The sequence below is a fragment of the Photobacterium ganghwense genome, assembly GCF_003025595.1.
Lineage (GTDB): Bacteria > Pseudomonadota > Gammaproteobacteria > Enterobacterales > Vibrionaceae > Photobacterium > Photobacterium ganghwense.
The window spans coordinates 1-22,822 of the sequence record NZ_PYMI01000002.1 but is presented as its reverse complement, the minus strand read 5'-3'; the positions used below and the strand labels follow the sequence as shown (position 1 = coordinate 22,822).

At 50.0% G+C, this 22,822-nt stretch carries 22 protein-coding genes and 2 tRNA genes; 14 read left to right on the top strand and 10 right to left on the bottom strand.

The window, feature by feature from the left end; genetic code table 11:
- Nucleotides 1-74: 74 nt before the first annotated feature.
- Nucleotides 75-728 (bottom strand): thermostable hemolysin, encoded by a 654-nt coding sequence (locus tag C9I92_RS05960; protein ID WP_047885122.1) that lies wholly within the window; start codon nt 726-728, stop codon nt 75-77.
- 971 nt (nt 729-1,699) lie between these two features.
- Between C9I92_RS05960 and C9I92_RS05955 the strand changes: the two genes are divergently transcribed.
- Nucleotides 1,700-2,179 (top strand): YehS family protein, encoded by a 480-nt coding sequence (locus C9I92_RS05955; protein ID WP_047885123.1) that lies wholly within the window; start codon nt 1,700-1,702, stop codon nt 2,177-2,179.
- Nucleotides 2,180-2,913: 734 nt separating this feature from the next.
- Entirely contained in the window at nt 2,914-3,570 is a 657-nt protein-coding gene (locus C9I92_RS05950) for a QnrS family quinolone resistance pentapeptide repeat protein (protein WP_047885124.1), read from the top strand.
- 294 nt (nt 3,571-3,864) lie between these two features.
- Here C9I92_RS05950 and C9I92_RS05945 read toward each other — a convergent pair whose 3' ends face one another.
- From C9I92_RS05945 to C9I92_RS05935, 3 genes are all read right to left on the bottom strand, one after another.
- Nucleotides 3,865-4,104: a hypothetical protein gene (locus tag C9I92_RS05945; protein WP_047885125.1), complete on the bottom strand. Its 240-nt coding sequence runs from the start codon at nt 4,102-4,104 to the stop codon at nt 3,865-3,867.
- Between the two features lie 373 nt (nt 4,105-4,477).
- Complete coding sequence (tyrS, locus tag C9I92_RS05940; RefSeq protein ID WP_047885126.1) at nt 4,478-5,692, bottom strand: tyrosine--tRNA ligase; 1,215 nt, start codon at nt 5,690-5,692, stop codon at nt 4,478-4,480.
- A gap of 180 nt (nt 5,693-5,872) precedes the next feature.
- Nucleotides 5,873-6,310, bottom strand: coding sequence for a PACE efflux transporter (locus C9I92_RS05935; protein ID WP_047885127.1), 438 nt, complete (start codon nt 6,308-6,310; stop codon nt 5,873-5,875).
- A 187-nt stretch (nt 6,311-6,497) separates the two neighbouring features.
- On the opposite strand from C9I92_RS05935, the gene C9I92_RS05930 reads away from it, so the two are divergent.
- Both C9I92_RS05930 and C9I92_RS05925 read left to right on the top strand, forming a co-directional pair.
- Nucleotides 6,498-7,391 (top strand): LysR family transcriptional regulator, encoded by an 894-nt coding sequence (locus tag C9I92_RS05930; RefSeq protein ID WP_047885128.1) that lies wholly within the window; start codon nt 6,498-6,500, stop codon nt 7,389-7,391.
- Nucleotides 7,392-7,592: 201 nt separating this feature from the next.
- The gene (locus C9I92_RS05925; protein ID WP_047885129.1) at nt 7,593-8,075 is read left to right on the top strand and encodes a DM13 domain-containing protein; all 483 of its coding nucleotides are present in this window, start codon (nt 7,593-7,595) and stop codon (nt 8,073-8,075) included.
- A 308-nt stretch (nt 8,076-8,383) separates the two neighbouring features.
- Here the strand turns inward: C9I92_RS05925 and aptA are convergent, their stop codons facing one another.
- Both aptA and C9I92_RS05915 read right to left on the bottom strand, forming a co-directional pair.
- Entirely contained in the window at nt 8,384-9,703 is a 1,320-nt protein-coding gene (aptA, locus tag C9I92_RS05920) for an omega-aminotransferase AptA (RefSeq protein WP_047885130.1), read from the bottom strand.
- Nucleotides 9,704-9,959: 256 nt separating this feature from the next.
- Nucleotides 9,960-10,853, bottom strand: coding sequence for a LysR family transcriptional regulator (locus C9I92_RS05915; protein WP_047885179.1), 894 nt, complete (start codon nt 10,851-10,853; stop codon nt 9,960-9,962).
- 246 nt (nt 10,854-11,099) lie between these two features.
- Here C9I92_RS05915 and glaH point away from each other — a divergent pair, with 246 nt between their 5' ends.
- Nucleotides 11,100-12,059 carry a glutarate dioxygenase GlaH gene (gene glaH, locus C9I92_RS05910; RefSeq protein WP_047885131.1) on the top strand — a complete coding sequence of 320 codons (960 nt, stop codon included), beginning with the start codon at nt 11,100-11,102 and terminating at the stop codon, nt 12,057-12,059.
- Between the two features lie 113 nt (nt 12,060-12,172).
- On the top strand, nt 12,173-13,423 hold the full coding sequence (lhgO, locus tag C9I92_RS05905) for an L-2-hydroxyglutarate oxidase (RefSeq protein ID WP_047885132.1): 1,251 nt from the start codon (nt 12,173-12,175) through the stop codon (nt 13,421-13,423).
- A gap of 321 nt (nt 13,424-13,744) precedes the next feature.
- On the opposite strand, the gene C9I92_RS05900 is transcribed toward lhgO, so the two are convergent.
- Nucleotides 13,745-14,668 carry a LysR family transcriptional regulator gene (locus C9I92_RS05900; RefSeq protein ID WP_047885133.1) on the bottom strand — a complete coding sequence of 308 codons (924 nt, stop codon included), beginning with the start codon at nt 14,666-14,668 and terminating at the stop codon, nt 13,745-13,747.
- Between the two features lie 143 nt (nt 14,669-14,811).
- Between C9I92_RS05900 and C9I92_RS05895 the strand changes: the two genes are divergently transcribed.
- Nucleotides 14,812-16,263: an NAD-dependent succinate-semialdehyde dehydrogenase gene (locus tag C9I92_RS05895; protein ID WP_047885134.1), complete on the top strand. Its 1,452-nt coding sequence runs from the start codon at nt 14,812-14,814 to the stop codon at nt 16,261-16,263.
- A 197-nt stretch (nt 16,264-16,460) separates the two neighbouring features.
- Here C9I92_RS05895 and C9I92_RS25375 read toward each other — a convergent pair whose 3' ends face one another.
- Nucleotides 16,461-16,610, bottom strand: coding sequence for a hypothetical protein (locus C9I92_RS25375; protein WP_157038318.1), 150 nt, complete (start codon nt 16,608-16,610; stop codon nt 16,461-16,463).
- Nucleotides 16,611-16,724: 114 nt separating this feature from the next.
- Here C9I92_RS25375 and C9I92_RS05890 point away from each other — a divergent pair, with 114 nt between their 5' ends.
- The 7 genes from C9I92_RS05890 to C9I92_RS05860 all read left to right on the top strand — a co-directional run bounded on the left by C9I92_RS05890 (nt 16,725) and on the right by C9I92_RS05860 (nt 21,522).
- The gene (locus C9I92_RS05890) at nt 16,725-17,753 is read left to right on the top strand and encodes a TRAP transporter substrate-binding protein (protein WP_047885135.1); all 1,029 of its coding nucleotides are present in this window, start codon (nt 16,725-16,727) and stop codon (nt 17,751-17,753) included.
- A 135-nt stretch (nt 17,754-17,888) separates the two neighbouring features.
- Nucleotides 17,889-18,575: a TRAP transporter small permease subunit gene (locus C9I92_RS05885; protein WP_084712545.1), complete on the top strand. Its 687-nt coding sequence runs from the start codon at nt 17,889-17,891 to the stop codon at nt 18,573-18,575.
- Nucleotides 18,572-19,894, top strand: coding sequence for a TRAP transporter large permease (locus C9I92_RS05880; RefSeq protein WP_047885136.1), 1,323 nt, complete (start codon nt 18,572-18,574; stop codon nt 19,892-19,894). The genes C9I92_RS05885 and C9I92_RS05880 overlap by 4 nt, the downstream gene beginning before the upstream one ends.
- Nucleotides 19,894-20,319, top strand: a complete 426-nt coding sequence (locus C9I92_RS05875) for a universal stress protein (RefSeq protein ID WP_047885137.1) — start codon at nt 19,894-19,896, stop codon at nt 20,317-20,319. Before C9I92_RS05880 ends, C9I92_RS05875 begins: the two co-directional genes overlap by 1 nt.
- A 185-nt stretch (nt 20,320-20,504) precedes the next feature.
- Nucleotides 20,505-21,197: a DUF4336 domain-containing protein gene (locus C9I92_RS05870; RefSeq protein ID WP_047885138.1), complete on the top strand. Its 693-nt coding sequence runs from the start codon at nt 20,505-20,507 to the stop codon at nt 21,195-21,197.
- Between the two features lie 116 nt (nt 21,198-21,313).
- A tRNA-Ser gene (locus C9I92_RS05865) sits at nt 21,314-21,404 on the top strand.
- 41 nt (nt 21,405-21,445) lie between these two features.
- A tRNA-Asp gene (locus C9I92_RS05860) sits at nt 21,446-21,522 on the top strand.
- A gap of 315 nt (nt 21,523-21,837) precedes the next feature.
- Here C9I92_RS05860 and C9I92_RS25240 read toward each other — a convergent pair.
- Nucleotides 21,838-22,428, bottom strand: coding sequence for a hypothetical protein (locus tag C9I92_RS25240; protein ID WP_146149666.1), 591 nt, complete (start codon nt 22,426-22,428; stop codon nt 21,838-21,840).
- 111 nt (nt 22,429-22,539) lie between these two features.
- A partial coding sequence (locus tag C9I92_RS25570; RefSeq protein ID WP_211320519.1) for a hypothetical protein occupies nt 22,540-22,822 on the bottom strand: 283 nt, incomplete at its 5' end.

The window sequence follows — 22,822 nt, the reverse complement described above, 5'->3', positions numbered from 1 at the left end:
CTGCCTGTGGTGATGAATTTGTTGTTAATTGCCGTGCATTTATTGCGTTGTAGCTGTCGGCATCTGTATCAGGTTCACATTTGCGCCTGTTGGGGTGGCTCGGCATGGCCGGAAGACATGTCACCTGAACTCGCCTGTGCCAACGACTGAAGTCGCATGAAACGCTTGGCGAGTTGCTGGTAACCGGCCAGCAGTTGGCCGCCGCACACCCGAGGCTGATGCTGGTAGTAGCTTCCCCAGATTTTTTCAGCGTTCGGCACGTGGTCGGCACTGGCGAGGCTGAGCTGAATCGGGGTGAGTCCCAGTCGGTGCATCATGGCATGTAGCGGGTCGGTCGCCGTGAAAATGCACCACTGATACCCCTGTTCCAGCAGGTACTGGCTTAACAAAAAGAAATGCTGTGGGGCAGAGCCCTGAGAAAAAGAAGCCAGCTGGCCGATCTCAATCAGAGAATGGCGGCCAACAGGCAGTTGGAAAACATCAGACATGAGTTCGTCTGCAGGCTTCGTCAGGTATTGTTCCAGAAACAATGGTTCTTCACTGGCAACCCGAAAGCCACAGGCTGACAGCAGCTCATCGTGTTCGCCATATACTGCAAGCAACACCGGCATAAATTCTGACAGCTGGGCATGAAACGCTTTCTCGTAACGTTGCGCAATGTGTTCTTCTACTTTTGAGCGCTCCGGATGTTGACGGTCAATCACGCGAAGCTGAAGTGTCTTGCTCATGGCTTTTCCCCTGAAAGCGGTGTTACTGCTAACTTAGAGAGAAAAACTTAAGAAAGCCTTAAGAAAGAAAATCTGCCAAAGAAAAAAGTAAAATTCTCATAAACCGGATTATTTATTGATTACGGACACTTGGCTCATCACCGACAACGCTGGCAGTGTTGGGCTGTAAAATAAAAAGAGAAATCAGTGATTAAGAAACATGATTTATTTTCTTATTTATCAGTGTTTTGTTTGTTTATGTTGCGACTGGATACGACAGAAAGATGTCCCGAAAACTTGCCGTATCGGGTTTTAAACTCGTTGTCAGCTTGTGTTCAGCGAATGATTGCCAGTACTGACAAATTGGTGCGATTAATGTCGGAAATCTTTGTCTTTTCTATGCACATGACAGGATATGAAGTGTTCTTATAAAGAGTATTTGTCTAAAATTTTGTTTTAAATATTTAAAAATCTCTAAAGTGTAATGCGTATTCAACCAAATATTCTTCACGTTGTGGGGCTTTTACCGTGTAATTTTTACTCTGGTCGTAGGGGCTGAAGAAATCTTAAGAAAAGAATTTTATTAAGTGATGGGAGTTGTGATTGATGGAGTTCTTGATAGAACTCTGGTTTAGCTGCGGGCTTTTTTAAGATGAGGAGAGGGGAACGTAAGAAGACATAAATGAAGTTTATAATTGATAATGTTTAACTCATTTATGCCCCATTCCTTGCCAGTAACCTTCTACCTCACAAATAACAGTGAGGTGGTTTGACCTACTTCTTCTAATCAGCATAGTGTCTATGAAAGTGGGGTCTTACCAACTTAGCCAACTAGTTCGAATAGGCCGTCTTATTTCTATTTTTTAACCTACCGAAGAAACGTGTTCTCTGTTAGAGTCACCGTCAACTACGCTATTGAATAAAGACACCCACAGATCGCATGTCATTGATGGATTTTTATTCACCCTTAGAACTCATTTTAGGAATCCCTAGTGACTAACAACGAAATTTTACGTCGTATCCAACACGCGTTAAACCTTAAAAACGCGCAGATAATGAAAGCTTTCTGGCAGGCCGAAGTCACTGTGGCTCACGATAAAGTGGCAAACTGGTTAAAAGATGAAAGCGACAAATCTTGCGTTAAGATGAAGGATCAAGAGTTAGCGGTATTCTTAAATGGCTTTATTAACCTCAAGAGAGGAAAAAAAGACGGCGAGCAACCTAAGCCAGAAGTCACGTTGACCAACAACATGATTCTCATGAAGCTGCGCATTGCGCTAGACATGAAAGCAGAAGATGTGTTGGACGTATTAGAAGTGGTTGGTATTAGTTTAAGTAAATACGAAATTGGTGCGTATTTCCGCAAGCCAAACAACAAAAACTACAAACAGTGTGAAGACCAACTGCTGTGCGACTTCTTAAATGGTGTGCAGTTTACCAATCGTCCCGATTCTGAAGAGTTTACTGGGTAATTTTTATCTCGAATCGAACGTGGTAATTGATTAAAAAAGCGAGAACCATTTTATTTGGCTACTCGCTTTTATCATGCTAAAGACCGATATTAGAGCTTCACAATCACGTCTACTCTTTGTCTTTCTTCAGTAGATACCTATCAAACCACGCTGAAATCTGGTCGGCTTTTAGAATCAAGACACACACCGCCCCCTATGACCCTACCAAGATAAACCCAAGCTAAAACCTTAAGCCAGTTAGGGGCCACTATTCTGGTCAAGATGTTCCAAACATCTTGTAGTGATTAACTAAAACTGGCCACGTATATAGAGTTTTTCCATACTTTTGGTCATGCGTGCAGAGTCACGACTGACGCCATTGGTAACACGAATTTGCCCCAAAGCTATTTAGAACTAAAGATCAGTTGCAATATGTAAACCAATCTTTGCCATACCTTTCTTAACCTGAACTTGGGGCTGTCGAGTTTCTAGATGAAGATTCACAAAAGATAAAAAAGAAACTGCGGCCAACGCCACCTAATAAAGCACAGCTCGCCTACCCCAATGTAAAGCTAATAACTTTTTTCAACAGCGCCGCGTATTAAGGCCATAGCGATAGGCGCGCTACGTACCAATTTGACCCCTTAAAACAGGCAAATTGAGGGGTTTTAATATATTGATTTTATAGGATTTTATTTTAATGTCTTCGCATAAGCATAATGGTAGTCTTGCTTTCAGTTCAGCAAGGAGCCCTCATGGAAACCTACAATCATACATATCGGTACCACAACTTTTCACATAAAGACTTAAGTGCTCTCACGTTCACTGCTTGCACTTTCATTCGCTGCGACTTTCGACGTGCTAACTTGCGCGATACGACATTCGTTAACTGCAAGTTCATTGAACAGGGTGATATCGAAGGCTGCCACTTTGATGTCGCAGATCTTCGCGATGCAAGTTTCCAACAATGCCAACTTGCGATGGCAAACTTCAGTAACGCCAATTGCTACGGTATTGAGTTACGTGAGTGTGATTTAAAAGGTGCCAACTTTTCCCGAGCAAACTTTGCCAATCAAGTGAGTAATCGTATGTACTTTTGCTCAGTCTTTATTACTGGATCTAACCTTTCCTATGCCAATATGGAGAGGGTTTGTTTAGAAAAATGTGAGTTGTTTGAAAATCGCTGGATAGGAACTCACCTAACGGGTGCATCACTGAAAGAGTCAGACTTAAGTCGAGGTGTTTTTTCCGAAGATGTCTGGGGGCAATTTAGCCTACAGGGTGCCAATTTATGCCACGCCGAACTCGACGGTTTAGATCCCCGCAAAGTCGATACATCAGGTATCAAAATTGCGGCTTGGCAGCAAGAACAGCTTCTCGAAGCGCTGGGTATTGTTGTTTTTCCTGACTAGATGCTTATGAATACCTGCTGAAGGCAGCATACTAGATAGACTATATACGGCATCAATACATTTTCTAATCTAAATCACCCGAGCTAGAGCAATGCCTCTAGCTCACTTTTGTCCAGAGACGTGCCAGCCGAGTCATCGCTAGCACGTTTATACCCCATTATGTATTTCGAACAGGTGCAATATACATATAAGAGTTCGACTGTACTCAAATTTTAGTAATGATACGAAGTGTCTACTGATTAAATGGCTATTCAATTGGAAATCGCCAAACATCGTTCGTAACAGCAAAGCCCGTCAGTAGAGCAACCAGTTAGTGGCATAAATCACTAGAATCACTAGGGTGACTAGAAAGACTAGTATCATTGCCATCTTTTTCATGTAGCTTGACCTATCAAATACAACGCCTTGTTCTTCCCTCACCCTTGCCTCTTCATCAAAATGCCACTTAATAGCTAAGTAGCCTCCAATACCTAATACAATAAGCTTTAAAGCTCCAGCAAAATACGGAAAGACGTCAGCCCAACTGCCGCTCATTATCTATCTCCACCAAATTAAATAGCGAATTTACGGTAGCATAGCCAAAGGTTCATGTTTATTCTTTTTTATCGTTAAACATGGACATTTTCATTGTTTGTGTAGATCGCCTGAAGGGCTTTCCGGTTGGCATTCAAAAATGCGTAATCCAGCTCTGCATCGTCCATAGGGAGAAAAGCGCAGTCAAATATGTACCTGAAGGTATCTCCTTCTAGCTGAACTTCTACTGATGGTTTAGTTATTGGTGGTTTGCTAAATTAGCAAAAACACTGGCACATTTCTGTCCAGTAATGAACTTATGGCTTTTACACAAACCCAACAGGCGTGCCTTTCACGCGCCTGTTGGGTTGTTTGATGAGACAGAGTCGACCAATCAGCTTAAGGCGATTTTGGCTACACGGCGTTTTCCAACCTGATAAATGGCGCTGCCCGTGGCCGGGATAAACTGCGGATCGTCGAGGCGTTCGCCATCAATTTTTACTGCACCCTGACGGATCAGGCGAAGTGCTTCTGACGTTGAGCTGACCAATCCGGCGTCTTTCAGCACGTTAGGAATGGCGGCACCTTGCGGCAGGGGTAGAACGTCGAGATCGTCCGGCAGTACCTGATGTTTAAAGCGCTGTTCAAAAGCCTGTTCGGCGGCTTCGGCGTCAGCATCGCTGTGGAAACGGGCAACAATTTCTTTTGCCAGCAGCACTTTAACGGTTTTCGGGTTGCGGCCTTCGGCAATTTCGGCTTTCAGCTGTTCAATGTCTTCCATTGGGCGGAATGAGAGCAATTCGAAGTAATTCCACATCAAATCGTCAGAAATCGACATGATTTTGCCGAACATTTCATCCGGTGATTCTGTCACCCCGATGTAGTTATGGGCTGATTTCGACATCTTTTTATCGCCGTCCAGACCGACCAACAGCGGCATGGTAATGACTACCTGTGGTGCCATACCTTGCTGTTTCTGAAGTTCACGTCCCATCAGCAGGTTGAACGTCTGGTCGGTGCCGCCCAGTTCAATGTCAGCTTTCAGTTCTACTGAATCGTGCGCTTGCAGCAGCGGGTAAATAAATTCATGAATGCCGATGGAGCGGTTTGCGGCAAAGCGCTGTTTGAAATCTTCACGTTCCATCATTCGGGCGACAGTCTGGCTGGCAGCCAGCTTCAGCATGCCTTCCGCGCCCAGCTTCGATAGCCATTGTGAGTTGAACACAATCTGGGTTTTGGCCGGGTCGAGAATTTTGAAGACCTGTTGCTGGTAGGTTTCGGCATTCGCCATCACCTGTTCGGTCGTCAGGGGCGGGCGGGTTGTGTTTTTACCTGATGGGTCGCCGATCCGGCCGGTGAAATCGCCAATCAGGAAAATCACCTGATGGCCGAGATCCTGAAACTGGCGGAGCTTATTCAGGATCACGGTGTGGCCCAGGTGAATATCCGGCGCCGTCGGATCTGCCCCGAGCTTCACAATTAACGGGCGGTTCAGCTGGAGTTTTTCTTTTAGTGCCACTTCTGGGGTAATGCTATCGACGCCCCGCTTAAGCAGGGCAAAGGCTTCGTCGACTGACAGGTGTGTAGATAGCTGGTGATTAGCAGGCATGATCTTTCCTCATCAATGTTTCAGGCCGGATGGCACAAGTCTGTTATGCGTTGGTATGGGATTTGGGTTTTGTCATTCAGTCTGCGGGAAGCTGTTTTTTGAAAAAGCCTGTTTCAGACTGCTAGTTTTAGCTGCTTGTTGTACTGACTGTTTGTATTAGGCTGCGCGTTACGGCGTAAGCTAGTAAGCCGTAACAGGCTGATAGTGACCCTTGCGGATCAGATAGGCGCGGGAGTGGTCGTAGCAATAGTTAAAAATCAGGGCGTATAAGGTAATAAACAGAGTGACCCCAATATCCAGAATGAAAGCCTGCCACAGGCTGACCTGAAGGATCCAGGCCATCACCGGAACGGTGAACAGCAGCAGGCCACCTTCGAACGCCGCGACATGGCCAATGCGCAGCAGCCAGCCGCGGTTTTCCCGTTTTCCGGGCACAAGTCGGTCGAAAGCAGCATTAAATGCCATGTTCCACACCATGGCGATAAAGGCGACTGCTATCATTGATCCTGATAGTGATGAAACCGAGTGCTCGGTCAGCAGCATCAAACCTATCACTGAAAATATAATCGCCAGCAGTTCAAACAAAGCCGCATGGAATAACCGTTCTCGCAGTGTCATTGTGTTCTCAAAAATGAATGTTAATTGTCTGACATCATAACAATCCCAATTCACAGGAAAAGTTAGCAGTCATCACGATGTGTGATACCTTAAATGTGCGAATTGATGCGTGAACTGATGTTCGAATTGAAGCGTGAATCGAGGTGTAAATTGATGTGCGACATGCGCCGTGGCCGCAGGAGGATAGGTGTACAGTTTTGAACAGCTGAAAATGTTTTCGGCAGTGTGCGAGTGCGGATCGTTCTCGGCAGCAGCCCGTAAGTTAAAGCGGGCGCAGTCTGGGGTCAGTCAGGCCGTGGCTAATCTGGAAATTGCTCTGAATCAGACGTTGTTTGATCGCAGCGGCAATGTGCCGGTGCTGACCGAGGCCGGAAAAGCCCTGCTGCCCATTGCCCGTTCAGTACTGTTACAGCAGCAGCGGCTGGATCAGAAAGTGCTGGCGCTGGAGGCAGCAGAGGAGCACGCGCTGACCATTGCGGTGGAAGAAAGTCTGATGGCTCCCTCTTTATTTCACTATCTGGATGTTATTAATGCGCAGTACCCGATGACCACGATTGAGATTACGACGGCATCAACATTTGATATCTATGATCTAGTGAAGGGGGGCGATGCCCATATCGGGGTGGTCTATGCAGACGGCAGCATGCAGGAGAACGTGGATTTTGTCACGTTAGGCTATGAGCGGTTTATCACCTTAGCTGCGCCTTCACATCCGTTGGCGGGCATGGCCCAGATTAATGATGCCGATCTGCGCAATTATCGCCAGTTGGCCCAGCGGTCTTCAGCCGGTAAGGAACTGTGGTTCAGCTACGCAATCAGCCCTCAGGTCTGGTATGCCAATACCCATCAGCTGCTGTTAGATATGGCGACGCAGGGGCTGGGCTGGGCGATTGTGCCGGAATCTCTGTCGCAGCCGTTTCTGACCAAGGGCGATCTTACCCTGTTGCAGGTGGAGTATGAACCGAACGGCTGGATGACGACGGTTGACCTGCTGCAGACCCGCAGCCATACCGGTGGTCCGGTTCGGCAGGCTGTGGTTGAGCAGATCACAAAATGGTTCAGCCGCCGGATGACGCAGTAAATCTTTTCACCCAGCAAGAGTGTTTAAGAAATCGAGCGTGATTATGAAATAAATGGCTGTCTCGAATTGGGTCTTTGTATCAGGGCGGATATGACGGGGAAATGCTGAAAGAGCTATTATAAATGAGTGATCCGAAGGGGTTGCTGTAAAGGGGCTTCCGAGCAGGGGTTACCGCATACGAGCTACCGTGAAGGAGCGTTCATGAAGGCCATGAAATGGATACCTAACATTGTCAGCCACAGTCTGATGCTGGCTATCGGCTTTATGCTGGGTATTTACTTGTTACCGGTGATGACGGCACCGCCACCGCCGCCGCAGAAGGCCGTGCAGCAGGTGGTGCTCAATGCGCGTTATCTGACCCTGTTCGTGCGGGACAGGGAGGACAGTGATTTTCTGCACTGGGGCGAAGGTGCCGTGGCGGTTGCTCCGGATGCAATCAGTTTTATCGGCGATATGGCACCGGGGCCGGACTATCGGGTATATCTGTCTCCTCAATTTGTTGAGACAGAAGCGGCGTTTAACACGCTCAAACCTCAGATGGTAGATATCGGATCGGTGAAAAACTTTAAAAGTTTTGTGGTTTATGTGCCGCCGTCGGTAGATATTGAACAGTACAATACGGTGATTATCTGGTGCGAGGCATTCAGTCAGTTTATTACCTCTGCCAAATACCGCTCTCATTAAGTGGCCTCAGCAGGCAGTGATTTGCTTCGCGGGTTGGGCTTGCCTGTTGCTTGGTACCTTTCCCTCTTTATTTGTCTATTTTCTATTTTCTATTTTCTATTTGTTTTCTTTTAATCTCTCTTTTTTGCTGCCTGGTTATTTTCTCTCTGGCTCTTTGTCCCTCAGCGATCAGCATAGTGGTGTATCTGGTGTGGATGCTGTTTAGATGGTGTTTACACGGCTTGGATTAGCGCCAGAAAATGCAGACAAAAAAACGCCAGGATGCCGAAAGGTTACATCCTGGCGAATCGGGGGGTGAATCGTTTTACTTATTTGGCTGGAATATCTTTAGCGACCGCTGCCAGCGTGTCGATAATCTGATCAACGTGTGATTTCTCAATGATCAGTGGTGGTGACAAGGCGATGGTGTTACCCATGCTGCGTACCAGCAGGCCCTTGTCGTAGCAGCGTTTCAGAATATCAAAACCGATTGGCTTGCCATCTGCCGGAGCGGCAAACTGCACCGCACCGATCAGGCCGTAGTTACGGATATCCACGATAGATTGAATGCCTTTCAGAGAATGCAGGCCGTCTGCAAAGTACTGACCGATTTCACCGCGGCCACGCTCCAGCAGACCTTCACGCTGGTAGATGTCCATGGTTGCCAGACCGGCAGCACAGGCAACAGGGTGGCCTGAGTAGGTGTAACCGTGGTAGAACTCGACGCTGCCTTCTGCGGCGCTGTTCACCACTGTCTCGTAAATCTCATCTTTGGCAAATACCGCTCCCAGAGGCACCACGCCACTGGTGATACCTTTTGCAGAGGTGATCAGATCAGGGGTAACCTCGAATTCCTGAGCAGCAAACGGTGAACCCAGACGGCCCCAGCCGGTGATCACTTCATCGAAAATCAGCACCACATCATGACGGTCACAGATTTCACGCAGGCGTTTCAGGTAGCCTTTCGGTGGCAGAATGACACCGCCGGCACCGGAAATAGGCTCAACGATCACGGCAGCAACGCTCTCGGCACCGTGGAACTGAATCAGTTGTTCCAGTTGCTCTGCTTTTTCTACGCCGTGCTCTGGCAGCCCTTTGCTGAAGGCATTGCGTTCAACATCCAGGGTGTGGCTCAGGTGATCGGCTGGCAGCAGCGGACCAAAACCGGTACGGTTTGGTGTCAGACCACCCACAGACAGGCCACCGAAGTTCACACCGTGGTAAGCCAGTTCGCGGCCAATCAGTTTGAATTTCGTGGTGTTGCCCTTGGCTCTCTGATAAGCCAGCGCAATTTTCAGCGCACTTTCTACCGCTTCAGAACCTGAGTTGGTGAAGAATACTTTGTTCAGGCCGGTTGGCGTGAACTCAACCAGACGCTCAGCAAATTCAAAGCCGATGTCGTGACCGAAGTTAAACGGTGAACTGTAGTCCAGCTCGGCGACCTGGCGAGCCATGGCTTCACCGATTTCCTGACGGGCGTGACCAGCGTTCACACACCACAGACCCGCCGTGGCATCCAGCAGCTGAGTCCCGTTATCTGAATAGCAATACATGCCTTCGGCACGATTAATAATGCGCGGGTTGGCTTTGAAATCGCGGTTTGCCGTAAATGGCATCCAGAAGGCGTCATAGCTCACTTTCTTTTTCATGTCCTGGCTCTGTGTTGTTGGTTGTTGCGTAAAGGTTATCGAGGTGTGTGAAAAAGGAAAATGACGGCGATTAAATATAAAGTTTTAATTCCTTCAAACAAACCAATGTGCCACAGGCCAGCCGGGTTTACCGTTTTGCGCTCAATCGAGCCTCTGCTCGATTGACGCGAAGTTTGCCACCCAGGTATCACTATGATTGCAATGGGGTTTTTAACGATTTTTGCAACGAGAATTGCCACGAGGTGTGCAACGAGGATTACGACGGGATTGGCAATTCGGCCTGCAACTCGGCTTGCAAAAACTTCACTAACGCCTGCGCCGCGCTCGACAGGTAGTGGCTGGATTTCCACCCCAGTCCGAGATGCAGCGGGATCGGCGGGTCAAACGGTACCGTCACCAGATCCGGTTCATCACGCACGATAATGGGCAGGCAGGTACTGATCCCGATGTTTTTGCGCACCAGTGACTTGAGCAGTTCAATCAGGTTGGTTTCAAACCGTAGATCCGGCGTGATTTTGTGTTGCTGGCAGTAGCGGCTGACGGATTCCCGCAGAAAATACCCGTTACGAAACAGTACCAGCGGCTGGCGGCAGAACGCTTCCAGTGTGACTTTACCTTCGCTGGCAAACGGGTGCTCCCGGCGTACACAGGCAACAATCTGCTCTTTGGCCAGCGTGACATGGCGGATCTGATCATGGCTGCGGTCTGAACGGATCAGCGCCAGATCGAGCTGGCCGTCGAGCAGCATCTTCTCCAGCGTCGCAGTACCGGCTTCGTGGATGTTGATCTGAATCCCTGGATAGGTCTGCTTAAACAGCGCCAGCGCATCGGGCAGGTAGTAAGACCCCAGCATGGCCGGCACACCAAACGTAATCACGCCGCTTTCCAGCCCTTTTCGTTCCTGGAGCTCCTTTTCGGCTTGTTCGACGTTTTCAAGGATCTGGCGGGTATGACGCAGCAACACCTGGCCGTCGCTGGTCAGGCTCATTTGCCGGTCGCTGCGGTTAATCAGCTTCAGGCCGAGCTGCTGTTCCAGTTTCTGAATGCTGATGCTGAGTGCCGATTGTGCAATGCCAAGCTGATCCGCTGCGCGGGTGAAGTTGGCGGTCTCGGCCAGCACGTTGAAGTAGTGCAGTCGCTTGAGATCAATCATCACGAAATCCTTTTTTCGGGTGAAATGTTGGGAGGTCAGGCTTCCGCTTGCCAGATTTTTTCCTTTACTGACAATGTATTAAGCAAGGTATCTGGTTTGCTATCTAAAATATATATGGAAACTATCTCTACCATATATTGTTAATATCGTCACGACCTTGTTAATGTTTTGTTGCCTGCCAGGAGGCGGCGACACACTGTGAATGGAACCGGCAAACAGCCACGTATTACAAGGATTACAGCTATGACCATTGCTTCTGCAAACTATCTTAAGACTCAGGAATTTTCGGGATTCACTGTGGCCCCGCATTCGGTAAATGCCCGCCTTCAGGTCGTCACTCTTGCCAAACACACGCTGGATCGTTTTGTTGATCTGACCGCGAACTGGAGCGTACAGTCGATCGAATACAAGCCATTCCTGCGTTTTGCGGTTGCGGATGCGCTGGATAAAAGCTGTGACTACCAGCTGGGCAAAATGCTGAACCAGATCATGCTGGATCGCACCACGGGGGCATTCCTGCTGGAAGGTGACGAGCAGGCTCAGGCACAATTTGAAGATACCGACGAGCAGCGCGATTTCTTCGTAAAACTGTCAACAGCCATCTCTCACCTGATCGGTCTGCCGAACTTTGATGCCATGTACGGCAAGTTCTACGCTCGTTTCACCGTGCGTAACGAAGACAACAGCGACAGCTACCTGCGTCAGGCGCACCGCCGTATGGAACTGCACAACGACGGTACATACGTCAATGAGCGCACCGACTTTGTCCTGATGATGAAGATGGACGAGAAAAATATGGAAATGGGTGACTCGCTGCTGCTGCATGTGGATGAATGGCAGGATCTGGAACGTTTCTACCACCACCCGATGGCGAAACAAAACATTGTTTGGAGCGCACCGCCAAGTAAGAACATTGGCTACTCCATCGAACACCCGGTTTTCTTTGAAGAAGACAGCGAAGGTAAGCCGCACATGCTGTTTATCGATCAGTTTGCTCAGCCACAAAACATGCAACAGGGTCTGTACCTTTACGAAATGGGCGAGTCACTGGAAAACGACACCAACTGCTTCAATGTACGTGTTCAGGTGGGTGCGATGCTGGTGGTTCATAACCACCGCTGGCTACATGGCCGTGACAAATTTGTTTCTAACCCTGGCCTTACTCGTGAACTGCTGCGTCAGCGCGGTCATTTTACCCGCTAACAGCCCGTTATCCGCGAACAGTCCGCTAACCGCGAGTTATGCTGTTAACGGTCCCTGTTGAGCACTCGCCGCAGGTTTGCGGCGAGTTTTTTCGTCTGTCTGGAGTATGAGTTTTGAGTAAGGTTTACGATTATGTGATTGTCGGCGGCGGTATTGTCGGCGTGTCTACGGCGTGGCAGCTGAAGCAGCGGTTTCCAGAGAAATCGGTGCTGGTCATTGAAAAAGAAGGGGGGCTGTCGACCCACCAGACCGGCCACAACAGCGGCGTGATTCATGCCGGGGTGTATTACGCACCCGGCAGCCTGAAGGCCAAGTTCTGTAAGGCCGGGTTGGAAGCCACTGTCGCGTTCTGCAAAAAGCACGATATCGCAATGGAAAACTGCGGCAAGCTGCTGGTCGCGACCAACGCCGTTGAGCTTGAGCGCATGGAAGCCCTGTATCAGCGTTGCCATGAAAACGGAATCGAGGTGGAGCGCCTTGATCAGTATGAACTGAAAGCCAAAGAGCCTAACATCGTTGGGCTGGGTGCTTTGCTGGTACATACCACCAGTATCGTCAACTACCGCCGGGTCACCGAAAAAATGGCGGAAGAGTTCACCGCATTGGGCGGCGAGGTGCTGATGAATACCTGTGTGACGGCACTGAATGAAAGCGCTGACGCAGTGAGCGTGACCTGTCGTGCTGACAGCAGCGAATTTACGTTGTCGGCCAAGTTCCTGATCACCTGTTCCGGCCTGATGGCTGACCGCACAACGAAGATGCTGGGGATTAAAACCGATTTCCAGATCATCCCGTACCGTGGTGAATATTACCGTCTGCCGGAAAAATACAACGATATCGTCAACCACTTGATTTACCCGATTCCGGATCCGGATTTACCGTTCCTTGGCGTGCACTTGACCCGGATGATCGACGGTTCGGTGACTGTCGGCCCGAATGCGGTGCAGGGCTGGAAGCGGGAAGGCTACGGCAGGATCAATTTCAGTATGAAAGACACTGCGGAAATGCTGCGTTTCGGCGGATTCTGGAAAGTGACGCGCCAGCACCTGAAGAGCGGCTTGCGTGAAACGCTGAACTCATGGTGGAAACCGGGCTACCTCAAGTTGGTCAACAAATATTGTCCGCAAATCAAACTGGAAGACTTGCAGCCTTATCCGGCCGGGATCCGCGCTCAGGCGGTACTTAAAGATGGTACGTTGGTGCATGACTTCCTGTTCGCTGACAGTCCGCGCAGCCTGCACGTGTGTAACGCACCGTCACCGGCTGCTACCTCGGCCATGCCGATAGGGGATTACATCTGCCAAAAAGTGGTTGAAAAGCAGGGACTGGATACCCCATCTGCTGACACCTCTCAGGCGGCGTAAACGGCAGAAGGTGCCTGTGACGTAAAGTTGTCAGCGACGTGAAGTTGCCTGTGACGTGAAGTTGTCAGCGACATGAAGTCGATAAAACAGATAAAGAAAATCTGCGCCGACAACACACCGCTGTTTCCAAACAAAAAAACAAAACCACCACTGCCATTGATAATGGCGGTGGTGGTTTTGTTGTATTTTTGAGCTGTGTTTTTTTGAGCTGTATTGGTCGAGTTACATTGGTCTTTTTAGTTGGGGCGGCGGTGCCCATAAGCATGACGACAGAAACTCAGGTACCGACGAAATAACACCAGCGACTTAACACCGGCAGCACTACTGCCGGTAATGATCCTGCATAGTTTTGATAAACAATGAGCGCACCTTGTTAACGCTGCACGTTTTCTTGGTGATCGCCATGATCTCCAGTGTGTAGAACCGGCGATCAAGAGCGACGGGTTTCAGCTCACCGTCTTCCACGTAAGGGCGGGCATAATGCTCGGGCAGATAACCGATATAGCGCGATGACAGAATCAGCGCCAGTCGTGACTCATAGTTATAGGCAGTGGCCTTAAGGTTCATGTTCGCCAGATGGCCGCTGATGTTCTCCTGGGTTTTCATCCCGGCATAAGCGACCGGAAACCCGTCAATAATCTCATCACTCAGTTCTTCTTCATCCAGGCTATAAAGCGGGTTGTCCTTGCTGCAGTACAGATAGCAGGTATCTGAGTAGATATGCTGATAGTCCAGCCCGTCCAGACTGCGGTGATAAGGAATAAAGCCGATATCGGCCTCTTCACTCAGCACCTGCCGCTCGATTTCTGTCATGCGTGCCACTTCGGAAGTCAGATATACCTCGCTGGCCAGCTTGGCGAATTTGCGGAATACCTGCGGCATGCCGGCGCGGGGATCCAGACTGATGGTATCGCTGAACAGCACGGTCAGAGAACCGGTCAGCTGACTGCCGAGGTGGTGGATGGTGCTGCGGAAATTCTCCAGCTCGCCCAGCAGCTTAACTGTGGCGTCATACACCACTGCACCTTCTTCCGTGAGCGAAAAACCCGCCCGCCCGCGTCGGCACAGGATCAAGTTAAGGCGCGATTCCAGGTTGGAAATGTGAATGCTGATGGTCGAGCGACTGATATTCAGTTCGGTTTCTGCCGCCGAAAAACCGCCGCAGTCGGCAACTGTCTTGAAAATCTTCAGTTGCTTGATCTCGTAATCACCGATTTGACCTACCGGCATAGAGGGTCTTGTCATAGTTTTATGCCCGTAAAACTTCAGGTTTAACAGTGAAAATTTATTCAGCTGTCCCGATTGATAATATTCTGTTCACGCATTATGAACGGAATCGCAACATCATTCTATGAGCCGGGTATGAGTTCTCGGTTAAGGGCAGGTATATGGAAGATTTAAAGTTAGTTCAGTCTCAGGCTTTTATTGACGGTCAATGGGTTAACGCAGACAACGGCGCAACGCATCCGGTGTTTAATCCGGCCAATGGCGAGTTGATTGCGACCGTGCCGGATATGGGCGCGGCAGAAGCGGAACGCGCTGTGCTGATGGCAGACAAGGCGTTCGGACAGTGGAAAAAAACGACGGCCAAACATCGCGCCGGTCTGCTGAAAGCCTGGTTTGATCTGATTGTTGAGCATGCTGATGAGCTGGCCACCCTGCTGACAACCGAACAAGGCAAACCATACTCTGAAGCCTATGGCGAAGTGCTGTACGGGGCATCTTTCATCGAGTGGTTTGCCGAAGAAGCGAAACGCACTTACGGCGATCATATCCCGTCGGCCCGTCCGGAAAACCGTTACCTGACCATCAAACAGCCGGTTGGCGTGGTGGCGGCGATCACCCCGTGGAATTTCCCGATTGCGATGATCACCCGCAAAGTGGGACCGGCGTTGGCGGCTGGTTGTACCGTTGTGATCAAGCCGGGCGAAGACACGCCATTGTGCGCGTTGGCGCTGGTTAAGCTGGCCGAGCTGGCGGGCATTCCGGCCGGGGTGGTTAATATCGTGACGACTTCGGCACCGGTGACGGTGGGTGAGGTGCTGTGTACCCATCCTAAAGTGCGCAAGGTGTCTTTCACTGGCTCGACACCAGTGGGTAAGCACATTCTGGCGCAGGCCGCCGATACGGTTAAAAAAGTGTCGATGGAGCTGGGCGGTAATGCTCCGTTCATCGTGTTTGATGACGCAGACATTGGCAAAGCCGTGCAGGGCGCCATCATTGCCAAGTACCGTAATGCCGGGCAGACCTGTGTCTGTACCAACCGTCTGTATGTTCACGACGCGATTTATGACGAGTTCATGGCCCGTTACCTGGAAGCTGTTGCTGCGATGAAGATTGGTGCCGGACTGGAAAAAGGCACGGATATCGGGCCGCTGATTAATGCCCGAGCCGTCAGTAAAGTGGAAGGTCTGGTCAGCCGCGCGCTGGAGCAGGGCGCGGTACTGGCTGCCGGTGGCGCTGTGTCTGATGTTGGTCCGCAATTCTTCCAGCCGACGGTACTGGTGGATGTGAATGAAACAATGGATATCGCCCATCAGGAGCTGTTTGGCCCGGTGACCACGGTGTTCCGCTTTAGTAACGAGCAGGACGTGATTGAACGTGCCAACGCCACGCCATACGGCTTAGCCGCGTATTTCTACACCGAAAGCAACAGTCGTATCTGGCGGGTGAGTGAAGCGCTGGAGTACGGCATTGTCGGCATCAACGAAGGCATAATCTCGACTGAAGTTGCGCCGTTTGGCGGGGTGAAAGAGTCCGGCTGTGGCCGTGAAGGCTCTCGCTATGGCATTGAAGATTATTTGGAAATCAAATACCTGTGTTTGGGTGTGGGGGTGTAACACCTTGTGGCCTGTTGTCGCGAAGAGACAGACAAATGTTTTCTGTAAGTGCAACCAGTAAGCACAGGTTGTACATGCAAGTGTGAGTGTAAATGTAAGTGTGTAGATGTGTGTTCCTGAATTCCGGGCTGCCGTGCCGTGACGGCGTGCGCTGCTCGGAGAAAGGAATTTTGTAAAATTTCGTCCTTTGAGAAATGTCATTGGGGCGCCAGGGCCCCATCCGGCATGTTGGCAACACCTTCAGGTGTTGCCTTTTTTTTATCTGTTTTTTCAGACTGTTGTGCACAGAACCACCAGAAGGTTTGACCGCGGTAAAACTTTAGATAGAGAAAAACATATTTATTCATAGTAAATGACTTGTAATTATTTTAACAAAGCGGAAACAAAAGAAGTGGCAGTGAAACAAGCCACGTACGCTGTACCACACAGCAAATGGACATCTAAGACAAGGAGCCTAACCGATGTATCAATCCCCAAAACGACGTCATTTCCTCAAGCGCACACTGGCAGGGTGCGTACTTGCGTTTGCAGCAGGTTTATCTGTTGTTCCGCAGGCTGCGGCGGCTGAGCATAACTGGCGTTTTGTGAACCTTTATTCACGTGGGACTGCCTACGGTGAAGTCTACAAACATTTTGCAGAAAACATTGAAGCTATGTCAGGCGGTCGTATCGCGGTTCAGATGATGTATGCCGGAGAAGGCGTGGGTCAGACCGGGGTGCTGGGTTCAGTGAAATCCGGTCTGGTAACCATGGGTGCCCCTTTCCAGCCAATGCACGCGGGTGAGTTCCCTCCGGGCGTGGTGGAAGTGGGCCTGCCGGGCATGACTGACGATGTTGGTGAGCTGAGTGCGCTGTTCCATGAGCGTGGTTGGGGCGAAGTACTGACCGAAGCCTACGACAAGCAGAATCTGGTCTGGCTGGAACCTTACATTCAGCTACCGGTTTACGTGCTGACCAAAGAGCCAATCAAATCAATTGAAGATTTCAAAGGGCTGAAGATTCGTGCGCCGGGCGCGTACGGTAAGTTCCTGCGCAAGCTGGGGGCCTCACCGGCTTCTATGGCTTGGAGCGAAATCTACACCAGCCTGGCGACCGGCGTTATCGATGGCTCTATCGGCAGTAACCTGATTGACCACCGTGACGGTAACCACGTCGAAGTGGCGAAATACATGTACCCGCTGCCGATTGCCGGTGCCCAGGTGCTGCCGATTGTGGTGAACAAAATGGCCTGGAACAAACTGCCTGACGATCTGAAAGCCATCGTCCGCACTGCCAGTGCTCAGCATGCCCGTGAGCAGATGACCAAGTCTCGCCTGTGGGAGCAGCAGGCCATTGCCGATATGGCAGCCAAAGGCATGCAGTGGAGCCCAGAGCCAAGCGAAGCTGACAAACGTCAGTGGAGCGAAGCCGCTAACTCCTTGTGGAGCGAATACGCCAAATCCGATAAATACAGCAGCCGAATGGTCGACATTCTGCAAAAGCAACAATAAGGCGTTTTTACAAGGTAATCGCGAGGGGCTGATCGGCCCCTCGTCACTGTTTTATTTGCGTGAAATTTTCAGGCGTACTTTTAGACGCGGACTTGATGAGATGAAGCCCGGGAACGCGCTAAAGGGGAGGAAGTAATGTTAAGGATGACATTGGCGGCTTATTGCCGCGGTGTGAATGGTCTGGTCTACGGCGTTGGCTGGACGGCATCGTTGCTGATGCCGCTGCTGGCGGCAACGGTGGTGTTTGAGGTGTTCTCCCGCTATGTGCTGGGGAGCCCGACAATCTGGGCCTACGATGTGTCCCTGTTCCTGTTCGGTTATGTGGCAGCACTCGGCGGCGCACTGGCTCAGCAGAAAAAAGCCCATATCAATGTGGACGTGCTGTACCTGACGGTATCGGCGCGTATGAAGTCGTTGTTCAACCTGTTTTCCTATTCGCTGGCCATCTTTTTTCTGGCCGTCATTTTACAAATGAGCTTCGGCAAATTTGAGGAAGCGATTGAGTTCAATTATCGCCGTCAGTCTGAGTGGGCGCCGACCATGGCTCACTTCTGGGTGATGATGATGGGAGCCAGCGCGATCTTCATTATGCAGCTCACCAGCGACTGGATTCAGGATGTCTGCTATCTGCTCACCGGCAAACCCCTGATCGCCGACAATGCGACCCAGAATGACGCTGAGCAAGCGCCGGATATTCATCCGCAGGCCCTTGAGAATACGGAAAATCATCAGGCAAGTCAGCGTAAAGCGGCAGGCCCGAGCGACAACTCACATACGGAAACGGCTGCCACATATCAATCAGCCAAGATGGAGGATGCATGAGCATTGAAGTTCTGACGCTGATTTTGATTGGCTGTATTCTGGCCAGCTTTGCGCTGGGGGCTCCGGTTGGTCTGGCACTGGGCGGGATCGCCATGGGCATTGGTTACCTGACCTGGGGAGAGGGAATTTTCAACCTGATCCCGACCACCATTGAAAGCAGTTACTTCAGCTTTATCCTGCTGGCGATTCCGCTGTATATCTACATGGGACAACTGTTGACCCGTTCGGGGATTGGTGATGCCATGTTCAACGCCAGCCAGATGCTGATCGGCCGTGTACGTGGTTCGCTGGCGATCAGTGTTATCGGCGTGTGCTCCATGATTGGAGCCATGGTGGGGATTATCGGTGCCGGTATCATGACTTCCGGCAGTATCGCACTCAAACCGATGCTGGAACGTGGCTACGACAAGCGTCTGGCGCTTGGTGTGATCATGGCTGGCGGCGGTCTGGGGATTCTGATCCCGCCGAGTATTCCGATGATCATGTACTCCGCCACTACTCAGAACTCGGTCGGGCGGATGTTTATTGCGGCCATTGTACCGGCGCTGATCTCCATCGTCCTGATGGTGGCTTACGTGATTATCAGCTGTAAGCTCAATCCGGCTAAAGCTCCGCTGGATACCGGCAGCGAAGCGAAGATGACCCGTAAACAGAAGGTTCGTACGGCGCGGGACGGTTTTTTCTCGCTGCTGCTGATTGTCGCGGTGCTGGGAAGCATCATTACCGGGATTGCTACACCGACGGAATCCGGTGCCATTGGTGTCTTCGGGGCGATTCTGCTGGCCATTGCCTTTAAGCGATTCCGGCTGGAAATGTTCAAAACCTCCGGGTTTGAAACCGCCATGCTGGTGAGCGTGTCGATGTGGATTATTCTCGGGGCATCATTGTTCAGTAACTTCCATATGCTCAGTGGGGTGCAGAACATGGTGGCCGACTTTACCCACGATCTCGGGCTGCCGCCAATCGCTGTCATCATCTTGCTTCAGGTGGTCATGCTGCTGCTGGGCTTTATCATCGACGAGATGATCATCGTCCTGATGTGCGCGCCGCTGTTTACGCCAATCGCCGTGTCGTTGGGTTATGACCCGATCTGGTTCGGTATTCTGATGATTCTGAACATTGAAATAGCCGTGCAGACACCTCCATACGGCTTTGCCTTGTTCTACCTCAAAGGCATTGCGCCGCCGGGAGTCACCATGATGGATATCTACCGCTCGATTACCCCATTTATTCTGCTGAAACTGTGTGTGCTGATTCTGTGCATGCTGTTCCCTGAAGTGGTGTTGTGGCTGCCGAATACATTAATGGGAGAAAACTGATGAGACTGAAATACATCCTGATCCCGGTTGATTTGGCCTTTTCCGCCGTGGTGGAGCGGGAGCTGGGCATGGCGCTGCGGTTGCTTGATGACGACGGCAAAATCGACATGCTGTATGTGGAAGATGCTCGTGCCCATCACAGCATGGTGCCGACCGTGTCCAGCGACACGTTTGGCGGGTATGCCAAAACTCACCGCGAGGCGTTGCAACTGATGCTGACCAACCTGGTGCCTGAGCCCCATCGTGGGCGATGCGTGATCCGCAACGGAGTGGTAGCTGATGAAATCGTCGCGCAGGCACGGGAAAGCAAGGTGGATGCGATTGTGATGGCATCGGCCAAGCCGAAGTTCCGCTCTTACCTGCTTGGCTCCAATGCTGCCCGGGTTGTGCGACATGCTCCTTGCTCGGTGCTGGTGGCACGCTGATTAAGCGCTAAGTGTGCGCTGATTGTACACTCATGCTGAATGGTTCCTGCGGTAACGGTTCCTGAAGTGGCGAAAAATTTCGTCACTTCAGGGATGTAGCACGCAATGTGATCGGGTCGGCAGGTATCTTTGATGACCTCTGGCAATATACATTTATCGTCAGGTCATCAAGAAGCGAGGTCAGGATGCGTCAGATTGGGGAAAACCTTTGGGTACACGAAGATTCGATGTCGATGATGGGCACCCGCTTGGGATTGCGAATGACCATTATCCGGCTGGCCGACGGGGCGGTGTGGGTACATTCACCAACAGCCATGTCCGATCATCTGAAGCATCAGGTCGACGGCATTGGTCAGGTCAAATACATCGTCGCGGCTAATAACGCTCACAGCAAGTGGTTGCAAGAGTGGTGCGAAGCCTACCCTGACGCCGATGCCTATGTCAGTGCCGGCATACCGCGTAAGGTGCCGCTATCAAACTACCATATCCTCCAGAAGGGGATGGAAAACGTCTGGAAAGAGGACTTACTCTGGGAAACCATGCCACATGTCCCGCTTTTCAACGAAACCGTCTTTTTTCATCAGCCCTCCCGCTCGCTCATCGTTACCGACATGATCCAGAACTACCCTGAACAGGAACCCGAAGGCATGGCGGGATTGTTAACCAAGTATGTGTTTGAGCCCATAGGTTTTAAAGGCTGTTGTGTTGCACCGCCGCTGAAAATGGGGCTCACCATTAAAGACAAACAAGCGTTCGCCCGTTTTATCGATCACATCCGGCAATGGGATTTTGAACGTATTGTCGTGACCCACGGCGATATTATCGAGGACGATGCAAAAACGATCTTTTCTGACCTTACAGCCAGATTTCTTCAGTAAAGGCGTATTTTTAGTGAAAATATGCCGATTTTGATGCTTTAGTGAGCGGTCGGTCAATTTCCTGATTTTAAAGCTTTACAGCCATCAGGGAACCCCGTATTATTCGCCGCACTTACGGAGAGATGGCTGAGTGGTTGAAAGCACCGGTCTTGAAAACCGGCATACGTTAATAGCGTATCTAGGGTTCAAATCCCTATCTCTCCGCCACATTCTGGAAATTGGGCGAAAGCCGAGTTTCATAAAGAATTGGAGCGGTAGTTCAGTTGGTTAGAATACCGGCCTGTCACGCCGGGGGTCGCGGGTTCGAGTCCCGTCCGCTCCGCCACTACAACGAAGCCCCGTCAGAAATGACGGGGCTTTTTTGTTTGTGTTGGACTTATGTTTTCGTGGTTGTTGTATAGACTCAGCTAGCATTTGCTTTTGCTGATAGTGAGAACTGTTGGTTCGGAAATGCCCCATAGTCGTTTAGAGCAGAAGCTCATTCATGAGTCGTTAATACTGCTTTATTATACATTTCCTAATGTTGCTTTTTGAGTCGGATAACGCAGAAGGTCTGCCATTGGCAGACCTTCATGTATGGTGCATAGAGCGGGGGTTATGTTTAATACAAAGCCGTTGTGAGTCTACTTAACCCGCATTGTTAGACATAGGTGCTTCCATCGGGAAACTCACATCGACACACCTCTGAAAATGAAGGCTTATGCCACAACAATTTCCTAGCTAGTAATGGGTTCCCATTCATGCGTTCAGGGCTAAGCGTGCCGCACTTGAACAATCGCTTATGCATTCTATATGCGTACACCTCATCAATTTTTGGATGAGATTGAGAAGTTAAGTGTTCGTAAAAAACAAAATATGCGGGATTCTCAGGAGAAATTTTCTTAATTTGCGAAAGAAAGTCACTGTCTACAATGTCACCATTTACTTTCTTCCCCAAATAGCTATCAGAGTAGCTATATGTTCCATGCCATCCCCTTTTAAATCGAACTTCAATACCATCCTTTCTCGTACACTCCCCTATTTTAATAAAGGGATATGCTTCATTTTTAAAACGGTAAAAATAAACACCTATCGAGCGAGATAGCCCCTCTGATCTCAGTGACTCCAATACATGGTTATTGACAGGTTCCAAAACATCATCAGGCGAAGTTAGCAAGCAAGATATGACTTTTTGCTCACCATCCCCTCGGCCAGAGTTAGCCGTATATGTTTTACATAGATATTGTTTCATCTTACCCTCGGATGGTTAACACTGAATTCCACGATAAAATCGCGCACCTATATGCTACCAGAAACTTACAGGTGGAGATTACAACAACTCGGTGCGTGAAGTGCCCAATAGTTAAATGCGCCAGAACAGGCTCATTTTTGGCGATTTTAGTCCCTCAGAAGGCCACAACGGTATTTGGGGACATTTGATTTTGAGCGATTTATGAATCACCAAGTGTGGATTTAACTTTTGTTTGAAAACGTGAACAAGCAATGATTTACCGCAGCTTAAGTGTGTTTGAAAATGCCTTGGGAAGATGAATTGGGTCAATAAACTAAAGGGTTGCGATACTTGAGCTAATTCATGGCTTGCTAAATTAGCAAAACCAATGACACACTTATACCCAACCCAACCC

Coding starts and splice junctions, on each gene's coding strand:
- C9I92_RS05960 (WP_047885122.1), bottom strand. CDS start 728: ATGAGCAAGACACTTCAGCTTCGCGTGATTGACCGTCAACATCCGGAG.
- C9I92_RS05950 (WP_047885124.1), top strand. CDS start 2,914: ATGGAAACCTACAATCATACATATCGGTACCACAACTTTTCACATAAA.
- C9I92_RS05945 (WP_047885125.1), bottom strand. CDS start 4,104: ATGAGCGGCAGTTGGGCTGACGTCTTTCCGTATTTTGCTGGAGCTTTA.
- tyrS (WP_047885126.1), bottom strand. CDS start 5,692: ATGCCTGCTAATCACCAGCTATCTACACACCTGTCAGTCGACGAAGCC.
- C9I92_RS05935 (WP_047885127.1), bottom strand. CDS start 6,310: ATGACACTGCGAGAACGGTTATTCCATGCGGCTTTGTTTGAACTGCTG.
- C9I92_RS05925 (WP_047885129.1), top strand. CDS start 7,593: ATGAAGGCCATGAAATGGATACCTAACATTGTCAGCCACAGTCTGATG.
- aptA (WP_047885130.1), bottom strand. CDS start 9,703: ATGAAAAAGAAAGTGAGCTATGACGCCTTCTGGATGCCATTTACGGCA.
- glaH (WP_047885131.1), top strand. CDS start 11,100: ATGACCATTGCTTCTGCAAACTATCTTAAGACTCAGGAATTTTCGGGA.
- C9I92_RS05900 (WP_047885133.1), bottom strand. CDS start 14,668: ATGACAAGACCCTCTATGCCGGTAGGTCAAATCGGTGATTACGAGATC.
- C9I92_RS05895 (WP_047885134.1), top strand. CDS start 14,812: ATGGAAGATTTAAAGTTAGTTCAGTCTCAGGCTTTTATTGACGGTCAA.
- C9I92_RS25375 (WP_157038318.1), bottom strand. CDS start 16,610: ATGAATAAATATGTTTTTCTCTATCTAAAGTTTTACCGCGGTCAAACC.
- C9I92_RS05890 (WP_047885135.1), top strand. CDS start 16,725: ATGTATCAATCCCCAAAACGACGTCATTTCCTCAAGCGCACACTGGCA.
- C9I92_RS05885 (WP_084712545.1), top strand. CDS start 17,889: ATGTTAAGGATGACATTGGCGGCTTATTGCCGCGGTGTGAATGGTCTG.
- C9I92_RS05880 (WP_047885136.1), top strand. CDS start 18,572: ATGAGCATTGAAGTTCTGACGCTGATTTTGATTGGCTGTATTCTGGCC.
- C9I92_RS05875 (WP_047885137.1), top strand. CDS start 19,894: ATGAGACTGAAATACATCCTGATCCCGGTTGATTTGGCCTTTTCCGCC.
- C9I92_RS05870 (WP_047885138.1), top strand. CDS start 20,505: ATGCGTCAGATTGGGGAAAACCTTTGGGTACACGAAGATTCGATGTCG.
- C9I92_RS25240 (WP_146149666.1), bottom strand. CDS start 22,428: ATGAAACAATATCTATGTAAAACATATACGGCTAACTCTGGCCGAGGG.